This is a genomic window from Candidatus Zixiibacteriota bacterium (genome assembly GCA_018820315.1).
In the GTDB taxonomy this organism is placed as follows: domain Bacteria; phylum Zixibacteria; class MSB-5A5; order JAABVY01; family JAHJOQ01; genus JAHJOQ01.
In genome coordinates this window covers 1-11,094 of record JAHJOQ010000070.1, presented here as the reverse complement: position 1 = coordinate 11,094, position 11,094 = coordinate 1, and the positions used below count along the sequence as shown (strand labels likewise).

Genomic DNA, 11,094 nt, shown 5'->3' with positions numbered 1-11,094 from the left:
TCCGAGAGCCGCACAATGTACTTCTTGCTCATGGCGATCCTCCATCAGGAATATAAAGTCCTCATGAAGATATCCACCAGATTACGTCACTCCTATATTTAATCATGAAGGAGTACTAGTTCATCCCCAAAAAAGTACCCTTCAGACAAAAAATTCCGAGTTTTCACTGACAGGTTCTGACAGTCACTGTCTCTATATTGTTTCAAACGTAAAAGAGGGGCTACACCCAAAAAGAGACCGGAGGTCCTTTGTCGCTGGCCTAAGGAGCACCGGGGGGGCACCAGAAAGGGGCGGCGACCTAATGCCAGCATGTGCACTTTCGAGAGCGGGGGACGTTGCGATTGCATGTCTCCCGCTGTTCTTCCCCGAATCCCTCATTCAGACCGACCCGGTGACAAGTGAAGCAAATCACCTTATGGCAGTCAGGTGAAGCTGGAACTGATCACAAAAAAAACCCGTTGGCTCAAGTCCAACGGGAATCATTTTGGGAGAGGCGGAGGGGGGATGCCCGACTCTAACGTCAGGTGGTTGGACTAAGTCCAACACACACCTCTCCCAAATTCTTCTACCTATCAGGTACCCTTGTCGTTGTTGTTGTCAGTCTCCAAAACAGCAACATGCGTGCCGCTCAGAATGATTCTTGATTCTCTGACTAGCTTCGAGCATTATATTAATGACAAGCTGTATCCCTCTGATATGTCCTAATTTATAGTACAAAATGCGCTTCCAGAAGTTCCGTTGTCCAGTACCTGGCTCAGGTGGTACTCCCACAAAAAATGACCCAAAATGCAGTTATTGCACCCGGTTTCACAATATGTGCACTCCCCACCCCATCATGATTGCCATCTGGTCCGCTCGCGCTTTCTGCATGTATGCCGTGCGCTGAGGTCTCATCCAGCATAGATTGATTTCTCCAAACCTTGCAAGTAATTCCCAGCTAACAGATTAACCATAAACATCACGATTCACTTAACGCCTTTCGGAATGCGATCCGGCAGCCGGAGCTGCAGATAACACACGGATCGTGCATCATGAATCGGCCCTTGCTGCCGATACACCATTATAGAGGTGCGCTTCGTCTTACGCAATCAGAATCGAGCGTAAGATTGCCGAGGCGCAGATAATTGCCGCTCTGAGTGGGGAATCATAACTGACATTCCTCTACTATGCGGAGATCGGCAATTCTCTCTCATCAGCGGTGCAATTTATGAAAGCAACATCCGGATCAACAGAGAGTGTTGACATAGCACAGTTGAGACACTCACTTCGAGCAACATTCGACTCTGCCCCTGTGTGCATGGTTACGACCAATCCCGATCTACTAATCACATTCGCAAACAGGCAAGCAGCCTCATTTTTCGGTCTGCCTCAGGATGCTCTTATAGGAAAAGAGCTTGAACAGACCCTGCAACAAATCGGTTGCGGGGCAGATATTGGGCAGGTTCTTAGGCAGTCATCGGAGAGTCATTCTTGTGAGTGCGAGGTCTCGTTTGAATCTCCAGCCTCCAGATCACGAAAAATGAAAATTACCAAGTCCACAGTGACGACTGAAGGGCAGGACGCTGAGTACGTCTACTTCTTTCAGCCGCACCACGGCGGTGGAATGAGTGAAGTGCAGGTGGTGGAGATAGACCGGATGCTGACACGCGGTGAGATGGCCGCCGAGATCGCCCACGAAATGAACAACTTTCTCACTATACTGATCGGCAATACTGAGCTGATTCCCTTGTTTATCAATAACAATGACCACCAAAAAGCACTCGACAAGCTCTCAGTTATGAAGGGTACGCTGGGCAAGATTGCTGACTTGTCCGAGAGTCTCATCGAGTACGGCAAGCCCCATACAATGCGGACAATAACCAACCTCAACGAGATGATCGAATCGACCATTAAGTTCTTCTCTCCTCAAAATCGATTTGATGGAATTGAGATACGCACTGAGCTCTCCGAAAATCTCCCGCCCTTCAAGGGAGACCTTGGCAGGCTTCAACAGGTGATCGGAGATTTGGTTCACAATGCTGCCGATGAACTGAAGGACGCAGACAGCGAAATCAAGACCATCGTGATCAGAACAAGCTCCTCATCTGACGGGAAATTCATAATTATCACGGTGGCGGACACCGGCCGAGGAATCGATGAGACTGTAGTAGCAAAGATATTCCGCGAGCGCTGCTCAATGAAACCAGACGGCGAAGGCTACGGTCTGCTGGCGTGCAAGAAGATCGTCGACGTCCACCGTGGCACCATCCTCTTTGATGATGTTCTGGGCAGAGGTACATGTTTTGAAATACGGCTTCCGATCACCACAACAACATCCAGCGCATCGACTGAAACGGCAGACGCAGAAAGCATCGTCAATCAATACGGACAGGGTGCCGGACCGCCCGTGAATATGTAGGCTATAAGATACACTACATCGTCGATATCGACATCCCCACTGCAATCAACTTCACCGGTGATGGAATCACAAGCTGGGTCAGGCCCTGATGTGAAAATGTAGCTGATCAAATAGACCACATCATCGATATCGACACCTCCGGAAGCATCGGCATCGCCACGCTCGAACTCACAAGGCGAGGAGTCCCAGACAGCAGCGACCTGCGCGCCATCCCCGACATAGAATCTTCTCAGAATCGCACCGGAACTATCGAGTTCAGTGACTGTATCGTCTCCGAAGTTCATCACGAAAACTGTGGAATCAGAAGCAACCGTGAGAGTAATCGCAAACGCATCTGTCAGCAGTGGATTCGCCGATCCGTGATACAGAGTTCGTGAATAGATGTCAAACGTATAGACATACCCGTCAGTGCCCGGCGTCCATCCCCCGCCGGCAGCGATGTATGCTGTGCCATCCGGAAGGATGACTATGTCTGTCGGATTTCCACCCGTATCGATTGAGTCTACAGCCGCCATCTGGACTGTATCGATAATGTAGATCATTCCCGTGCCGCTGTAGTCACCCGTGCAGACAACATAGAGATTACCATCAGGGCCGAAGGCCAGGTCGTTTGGGTTGTTGCCAACCGGTATCGGCTGCACGATTGAATCTCCCCTGTTGTCCCAGGCTGCCACCGCACCGTCGCTGTACGAGGTGTCATGCCACTCAAACGACACTGTAGTTATGAACGAAATATTACCGCGCACAACAATCCCCTGCGGGTTACTTCCGCCGATATCAAACTCTCCGAGATTTTGTCCCGATGCGGTAATCTTCGTTACGCTATTGGTCATCCAGTTGGTCGTCAGGAATGTATCCGGCGAGATTTCCGCGATTTGCCACGGATTGCGGTTGGGGCCGATATCAATGCTACCGACAATTGCACCATCAATGATATCAAACAGATATATGTCCGCCGATCCCGAATTGACTATATATGCAGTATCTCGGACTATGAGAATATCATTCGGATAGAGGTTGAGCGTAGCGATGTGATTTGTAACAATGTCCGTCTCGAGATCAACGCGACTCAGAGTCTCGGCAAGACCGTTAATAACATATAGTTCATCAGCTTTTGACTGAGTGCTCGCGAAAGCTGCAAACATCAGCGCCACAAAAACAAATCCAAAGCGATTCATCTTTCTACCTCCCGCTGGTTCGATCTTAGAGGGACAGTTACTCTTGCCGTCAGGCTCCACGTCTGTCCCGGCAGCGGATATCTGTCCGTCAGCATATATTCTTCATTGTTCATATTCCCAAGTTCATATTCGAGTCTCAATCGAAACCACTTGATCTCATTCATGATTGCAATGCTCAGATTAGCAACGGTAAATCCATCGAGCCACTTGGTGTTTTCTGCCCGGTAGTATCTCTTGGAGACGCTTCTCAGTCTGTAAGAAAGATCCAAATGGCTGCTGCTGTACCGCACATTCAGATGCTGCAAGTATCTGGGGCGGAAAATCAACTGCTTATTGTGGTGTGTACGCTCCCAGCTCCGATCCCTAGAAATCTGATCAAGATTCGAATACTCTACATGCAGATTCAGCAGAGGCAGACTCCAGCGCACGCCAAGAGACTTCGTGAACAGTACTGCTCCATCTAGATTTGCAGGGCTGAATCGATCGGCAATTGTCTTCTGCCACTGAATGAGATCGCGGTAAGACGTATGACTGTACCTGCCCTCGAATCTCAACTCACCCAGAATCGGAAAAGCAAAACCTGCCCCCGCCGAAGATTCCTCTATCCGCTCAGGGCGGAGATTAGGATTGCCCACTGCTGCAAAGCCATCATTCCAGAAAAGCGATGAATACAGGGGAGCGCGATACGACTTGCTATATGACAGGTCACCTCGAATATCAACCCACCTCCGAAACGATGTTCCTATCTGAATTGACGGAGAATGGATCGGCCTGAACAGACTACTGTAGTCGCCTCGGAGTCTCACCAACATATCCACACTGACGTCAGGTCGCCCTTGCGCGATGATTCTGTTCGCACTGAGCGAAACCGCTATCGAGGCTCGGTCCTCAGTGACATCATCGAAAAAGGCTTTCTCACTCAGAAGATTGTCCATGCTGAATTTCTCGCGGGCGATTGTTCCGGAGACATCGATGCGTGTTTGCTGCGGCAGGTCCAGATTCCCGTCGACGCTCACCTGATGAAGCTTGTCGAAATATGCCGCATTCATCTCGAAGAAATTTGCCGTGTCCTGGAATGTCTGGTTGTTAGATCTGTACGAGTATCTGAGCATGTATGAGAAAAGTGAATTCGGATTGGAGAATTCCGCGGACAATATATCCCTCGTTTCATTCTTGCGTGCATGCGTGCTTAGCGCATAGATGAATCCAGGCAGACCGTTATTCTGATCGAGACGGTGGTATGCAAGTCTGAATGACCGGCCATTGTCCAGAGAATACGTCCCATGCAGACTACCGATAGCTCTCCGGATATCGGCGTTTGCGCGACGGACCACTCCGAGCTTGGGATCGTCGTACATGAAATCATTCGCCGCAGCATATCCGGAATAAGAACCGGAAAAACTCGATCTTTCATTCATGTGGAGATTCGCCCCGCCATTCCAGAGAGAGGAGTGGTATTGTCCAGTGGTTCCCCCAGCATCCAGAGTCGAGATACCCCTATGCGAGTTTGTGATTATGTTGAGCACTCCGCCAACAGCTCCGGACCCAAACTGCGGAGACACACCGCCTTCATGAAACTCCACTCTCGAGACACTTGACATCGCAATTGAATTGATGTCGGCGACGCCTGTAATGGGAGAGTTAATACTGACACCGTTCACTAACACAAGTACTTCTTTCGCACGTCCTCCCTTAACGGAAACAGTAGCCTCACCCAGTTTTGAGCCAGTGTAATTCACCATAATTTCGGGGATCTGGTCAAGAAGTTGAGCGAGGCTTTCTGAGGATTGGAACTCAGGCGAACTGTGGTCAATCACTGTGACTCGAAGCCCCTCAGGCTCAGCGCTTCCTCGCACATGCTGAGGATCAGCCGTATAAAGTAATGGATTAAGACAAAATACGTACTCCTCAGCCATATCATCACTTAGCACAAGCACCGTATCGGACTGAGTGTGATACGCCGGCGCTTGAAATCTTATGATACAGTCGCCCGGTTTGAGACCGTGAACTGAGAAGGAGCCATTGATGTCAGCAACGATTTCACTCGTTGCGTCACCGATCTCAACGATCGCACCGGCAATAGGTCTCGCCGTTGTGCAGTCGATCACGCGCCCGCATATACTGACACTCGACTGTCCGCAGGCAGAATTCCAGGCTACTGCCAGAATGACGATAGAGATAATAGTCTGCTGCAACCTCATATCAGGTTTCTACAGCGCAGACAATGTCGGATGAAAATCTCACAATCGACTCTCACCCTCACCCGCGCAAGGATAAGGTTTGGTTGATTCGGCAGGTCTCCTGGCTCTCGGATCACTCTACTCGCAGGCGCCTTCCCACCGACTGGCAGTGGCCGTCACTCAGCTGTGAGCCTGCTTTCGTAGCCGATTACAGTAGCGGGGCTGCGGTGGTCTCACACCACCTTCCCTATTAAGCTCTCCGCACCGAATCAATGTAATGACTCTATTAAATGGCTGCCGCAGGTCAGTGTCAAGTTTTTTTCTCTGAAATTTTGGATCCTGTCGCAAGCTGTCCGCAGGCAGCGAGTATGTCTGCGCCCCTTGATTTGCGAGTAGTGACGGCTGGGCAGCGTGGATATAGGTAATCTCGGAATCTCTCGATCGAATCCTCTGATGGTCGCCTGAACTCTTTCGGAAGGCCCGGTGCGGCGTTGTATGCGAGGAGATTTATCTTGCAAGGAATGTCGTGGATCAAACTGACGAGTTTTCGCGCGCTGTCGATCGAATCATTGACTCCACCAATGAGACAGTATTCGAACGTCAGGCGGCGACCTGTCGTCTCGGTGTAGTATTTCAGAGCAGGGACGAGAACACTCAGCGGATATTTCTTGTTTGCCGGAACAAGCCTGCTTCGCAGATCATCATCAGCGGAGTGCAGCGACACCGCCAGCATCACCTTCAAACCTGAATCGGCAAGGCGGAATATCCCCGGCACGATTCCAACGGTCGAGATGGTAACTCTCTTCTGAGCGATCCCCAATCCGAGATCAGACATCAACAGATCAAGACCCGCGATGACACTATCGTAATTGAGAAACGGCTCCCCCATCCCCATGAATACGATGTTTCTGAAGTCCTCATCGCCTTGAAGTATTGCTTTAACTGAATAGACCTGCTCCGCTATCTCACCGGCAGTTAGGTTGCGCTTCATCTTCATAAGTCCGGTCAGACAGAATCGACACGCGAGAGGGCATCCGACCTGACTCGATACACAAATGGTACTGCGATCGGCTCCTGGAATCCAGACTGTCTCGACTTGCTCCCCATCACTCAGCTTTAGCAGAAGCTTGCGTGTACCATCGAGCTTCGACTGCTGCAAGTCTACTATATCTGCCCTTGAGATGTAATACTTCCCTTTAAGCATCTCTCTAAACTCTTTGGAAATATTCGTCATCGCATTGAAATCGGTGACATTGTGCTTGTGGATCCATCCAAAAAGCTGCCTTCCGGGAAACCTTTTGCAGACAAGTTCCTCGGAGAGATTCTCAAGCTCAGAGGTGCTCATGTCTTTCAGGTCGATCAAGCTGCGATCTGCACTCAACGGTTGCTCTCTCTCGCTTTAATCTTCAGCCGGATCGGCACGCCTTCAAGGTCATAAGTCTCTCGAAGTCTGTTCTCAATGTACTTCAGATACTGCTTCTGCAGAAGCTTCGGATAATTGCAAAATAGCACGAATGTCGGCGGCTTTATATCGGTCTGAGTCGCGTAGAAGAACTTGATGTGTTTTCCCTTCACGGCCGCCGGATGCTGTCGGTTTACGGTCTCCTCGATAAACCGGTTCATTTCCGAAGTCTGGATACGTCGACTCTGGCGTTCATCAATCTGTTTGCACAACCTCAGAACATTGACTCCGCGTTGCCCGGTCAGCGCCGAGATGAAAATCATCGGAATGTATGAGAATGTCGGGATCTTCCCTTTGACAGAAGCTTCGTAATCGCGCACCGTGTTGGTCTCCTTGTCCTCAATCAGATCCCACTTGTTGACAGCGATCAATATCGCTTTGCGAAATTCATGCACCTGTTCGAGGACTTGAATATCCTGATGGAGCAGCCCTTCGTTCGCCTCTATAATCAGGACAACGACATCACAGCGCTCGACACTTCTGAGTGTTCGCAGAGTAGTATAGAATTCGACATTCTCCTTGACCTTGGATTTGCGCCTCAGCCCGGCGGTGTCGATTAAGATGTACTTCTCCCCATCTGCAATGATCTCTGTGTCGATTGAATCGCGTGTCGTTCCGGGAATATCTGTGACAATCTGCCGTGTCTTTCCGCAGAGGAGATTTACAAAGGACGACTTCCCCACGTTCGGGCGACCGACCACAGCGATCCGCAGCTTGCCCGTTTCATCGATGGTCTCCGTCTCCGGCAATTTGTCGATGACGGCATCGAGCATGTCGCCTGTGTTGTATCCGGAATTCGCAGCGACGTCGATCGGCTCCCCGAGGCCGAGACTGTAGAATCGACTGACATCATAGCTGAACGATTCATTGTCTGCCTTGTTCGCGATGACAATAACCGGCTTCTTCGATCTTTGAAGCTTTCGAGCAATATCTTCATCGAGGTCTGTCGGACCGACGCGTGAATCTGTGACGAACAGCACAAGATCAGCGTCGCTGATTGCAATCTCCGCCTGTTCTCTCACGAGGCGGTTGATCAGGTCGTCGCTGTCCGGAATGAAACCGCCGGTATCGACGAGGTGGAATTCCCTCCCCGCCCACTCGGCGAGCCCATACAGCCGGTCGCGAGTCACTCCCGGTTGATCGTCGACTACCGCCAGTCGCCGCCTCAGAATCCGGTTGAACAGAGTCGACTTGCCGACATTGGGCCGACCAATGATCGCTACCACTGGGAGGCGCTTCATATTGCAAGCTCCTTTCTGAGCTTCAGCAGTGTCTCGCGCGACGAGTATTCCGCTTGAACAACAGGGCGCGACAACCCTGATTCGATATCCTCGATAGTCAAATCATCCAGAAAAAGTCCATCGTCATTCAGGCAGTTCGGCGGCACAACAACACAATCGCCGACATTGTCAAGCCGGGAAACTGAGTCGAGAATATCTATTCCGGCGAGCAGGCCGGATACGGTCACGGTGTCCCCCATGAGTTTGTTCTCGACTGGATGTACGCGATAACTGAGTCCGGTTACTGTGCGCCATTTGGCGTCGAGGATATCATGCAGCATGGGTGAAACCAGGCTTCCGGTCGCAATTGTCAGCCGAATATCTTTCTTCAGATCGATACCGTCGGCAGACTCAGAATCCATGAGCTGCCGCATCATGCCCACGCCATTCTCCACTTGCGGGAAACCGTCGTAGAATGACTCTGCAGGAATCTCTACGCCAGCAAGCAGAAAGAATTCATCGGCTGGATAGATAAATCGGATTCCGAGATCACCGGAGAGCCTCTCCCCTGCTGCGATCAACTCATCGAGAACTGCGGCGGCGGATGCTGAATCGTAACGCGTCATCGCAGGCAGTTTGGCGCGGTGCGCGGTGAGACCGACAGGGACTGCTGCGACCGAACTTACTCCCGGATACATTGCCGCCAAGTCATCAATTGTGCGCCTTAGATGCTCGCCGTCATTCCATCCGGGACAAAGCACAATCTGCGTATGCATTGTGATACCGGAATCGATAAGATCGCGCATTTGAGGCATAAGCGGCGGTATTTTCTCGTTGCCGAGCATCTTTCGCCGCAAATCGTCATCCGTTGTATGCACCGATATATAGAGTGGCGATAAGCGCTGCTCTTTGATCCGCTTGAAATCGGCAGGTTTGAGATTCGTCAGAGTTATATAGTTGCCATGCTGAAACGAAAGCCGAAAGTCCTCGTCCTTGAAATAGAGCGACCGCCGGAGACCTTTCGGGAGTTGATGTATGAAGCAGAACACGCATTTATTCCCGCAGCCTTTCGGTTTGTCGGGACCAAACTCGAAATCGAGGTCAATGAGATCCTGCGCGCTGATTTCGAGTTCCACCTGATCCGCGTCAGCGTTCTCAAACAACAGCAGAAGATCGTCATCAGCCGAATAGAACCGATAATCGAGCATATCGCAGACTTCGCGGCCATTCACTTTCAGGAGTTTCGATCCCGAAGTGATGCCGAGCTCTTCCAGCATCGGATCATCCGCTGTCGATTTCAGTATCATCATAGTCGTTTTCCATCCATCGCACGATCTCACGCCGCGCGCGGTGAGAATATACAGCACCGGCTATGACAAACCAACGGAATTCAAGTGCACGCGGGAGCTGTGCGCCCGCGATTGCTGCCATGCAGAGCGCAGAGGCACAGCCACTGCTCGCACGGGTAAGGGGGGTACCTTTTAGGTTTCGACTCCCATGACAACGGCACGGTATGTCTCGATGCACACGTTACAGCGGAGATTTCCCCGGTCTGATCGGGCAGGAATTGACTCCTCCATGTACGATTGGACTGTATCCAATGACTATTTCCAGCGCTGCCCATATACCTGTCATGCCCCAATCCGGCGACTCCGTAGCCGTCACGGCATACGTAGTGTCCGATAATCCGATTGCATCAACAGAGCCATTTGTCGACGCTGGAAGTGGGTTTGGCGCCGTGAGGATGTTTGACGATGGCAATCATCATGACGGATCAGCAAGTGACGGCCATTATGGTGCAGTGCTTCCGCCGAATCTATCAGCAACGGCGGTACTATAATATATACGCGCTATCGACAATGCTGTGAATTCCATATCAGATCCAAACATCGCACCAGCAACAACATATGAGTACAGGATAATACCGAGTCCATACATTTGAGGCGACGCGCACGGCAGCACGGAGGTCGATATGGATGACATTGCTTTTCTGATCACATACGTCTTTGCAGCCGGCCCTGCACCCTGTGATCCGAATGGTGACGGTATTCCGGATTACTGATAAGCGATCACAGATCGGAGCCAGACATTAGATATTGCAGCATTCAATACTTGTGCAGAGCGCACCGGTAATTCGTGGTAGAATGCCGGTGTGAAGCGCCCGCTGATGAATTAGCGGCCAATCCCCGCCAACCACCTGCGCTACGGGCGGTTAGTTATGTGACTGAACTTGAACCGGGCGACTCGAACCCCAAGAATCGAAGAAAGCGCCTTCCCTTGTCAGTGAGTACCAGCCCCCGATTCTCGTTTTCAGCCGCGAGGGAGTGTTGGAGAATCGCATCGCGGATAGCTTTGAGCTCGGATCGCTCCGACACTCCGATTTTCTGTATCAGTATCATGTTGTTCTCGAAGATGCTGGCCGTGGCGGAAACTGCATAACTCAACTCAAATAGGAATCTTTTTGTGTTGGGCACTAAGAAGTAGTTCAGATAACTAAACTCCCAGTACTCACTTTGCCCCACAAGTACCGCCATCTGCTGCTTGGAGACTTGCAGCTCTTCGTCCGCTCGCATCAGATCCTCTGCCATAACTTTCTCAACATCACCAATGAGGCTATTCAGCTCTGTCTCTGTATACACTTTCTCCCTGTTCGGTG

8 protein-coding genes and 1 riboswitch are annotated in these 11,094 nt (G+C 50.9%); of the genes, 2 read left to right on the top strand and 6 right to left on the bottom strand.

Annotated elements, in window-relative coordinates; genetic code table 11:
* Nucleotides 1-1,207: 1,207 nt before the first annotated feature.
* Nucleotides 1,208-2,398: a PAS domain-containing protein gene (locus KKH67_06460; GenBank protein MBU1318826.1), complete on the top strand. Its 1,191-nt coding sequence runs from the start codon at nucleotides 1,208-1,210 to the stop codon at nucleotides 2,396-2,398.
* Here KKH67_06460 and KKH67_06455 read toward each other — a convergent pair.
* The 5 genes from KKH67_06455 to KKH67_06435 form a co-directional block, all read right to left on the bottom strand.
* Complete coding sequence (locus KKH67_06455) at nucleotides 2,359-3,576, bottom strand: hypothetical protein (protein MBU1318825.1); 1,218 nt, start codon at nucleotides 3,574-3,576, stop codon at nucleotides 2,359-2,361. The two genes, KKH67_06460 and KKH67_06455, sit on opposite strands and share 40 nt — an antisense overlap.
* The gene (locus KKH67_06450; GenBank protein ID MBU1318824.1) at nucleotides 3,573-5,777 is read right to left on the bottom strand and encodes a TonB-dependent receptor; all 2,205 of its coding nucleotides are present in this window, start codon (nucleotides 5,775-5,777) and stop codon (nucleotides 3,573-3,575) included. Before KKH67_06450 ends, KKH67_06455 begins: the two co-directional genes overlap by 4 nt.
* Before the next feature lie 72 nt (nucleotides 5,778-5,849).
* Nucleotides 5,850-6,040: riboswitch (cobalamin riboswitch) on the bottom strand.
* 26 nt (nucleotides 6,041-6,066) lie between these two features.
* Nucleotides 6,067-7,137, bottom strand: a complete 1,071-nt coding sequence (gene rlmN / locus KKH67_06445) for a 23S rRNA (adenine(2503)-C(2))-methyltransferase RlmN (GenBank protein MBU1318823.1) — start codon at nucleotides 7,135-7,137, stop codon at nucleotides 6,067-6,069.
* On the bottom strand, nucleotides 7,134-8,459 hold the full coding sequence (gene der / locus KKH67_06440) for a ribosome biogenesis GTPase Der (protein ID MBU1318822.1): 1,326 nt from the start codon (nucleotides 8,457-8,459) through the stop codon (nucleotides 7,134-7,136). The genes rlmN and der overlap by 4 nt, the downstream gene beginning before the upstream one ends.
* Complete coding sequence (locus KKH67_06435; GenBank protein ID MBU1318821.1) at nucleotides 8,456-9,748, bottom strand: DUF512 domain-containing protein; 1,293 nt, start codon at nucleotides 9,746-9,748, stop codon at nucleotides 8,456-8,458. The genes der and KKH67_06435 overlap by 4 nt, the downstream gene beginning before the upstream one ends.
* 203 nt (nucleotides 9,749-9,951) lie before the next feature.
* On the opposite strand from KKH67_06435, the gene KKH67_06430 reads away from it, so the two are divergent.
* Nucleotides 9,952-10,278: a hypothetical protein gene (locus KKH67_06430; GenBank protein MBU1318820.1), complete on the top strand. Its 327-nt coding sequence runs from the start codon at nucleotides 9,952-9,954 to the stop codon at nucleotides 10,276-10,278.
* A 376-nt stretch (nucleotides 10,279-10,654) separates the two neighbouring features.
* Here the strand turns inward: KKH67_06430 and KKH67_06425 are convergent.
* The coding region (locus KKH67_06425) for a hypothetical protein (GenBank protein ID MBU1318819.1) at nucleotides 10,655-11,094 on the bottom strand (440 nt) is incomplete at its 5' end.

Bases quoted from the DNA above. Each gene is read 5' to 3' on its own strand.
- KKH67_06455 (MBU1318825.1), bottom strand. From the start codon at position 3,576: ATGAATCGCTTTGGATTTGTTTTTGTGGCGCTGATGTTTGCAGCTTTC.
- KKH67_06450 (MBU1318824.1), bottom strand. From the start codon at position 5,777: ATGAGGTTGCAGCAGACTATTATCTCTATCGTCATTCTGGCAGTAGCC.
- KKH67_06435 (MBU1318821.1), bottom strand. From the start codon at position 9,748: ATGATGATACTGAAATCGACAGCGGATGATCCGATGCTGGAAGAGCTC.
- KKH67_06460 (MBU1318826.1), top strand. From the start codon at position 1,208: ATGAAAGCAACATCCGGATCAACAGAGAGTGTTGACATAGCACAGTTG.
- der (MBU1318822.1), bottom strand. From the start codon at position 8,459: ATGAAGCGCCTCCCAGTGGTAGCGATCATTGGTCGGCCCAATGTCGGC.
- KKH67_06430 (MBU1318820.1), top strand. From the start codon at position 9,952: ATGTCTCGATGCACACGTTACAGCGGAGATTTCCCCGGTCTGATCGGG.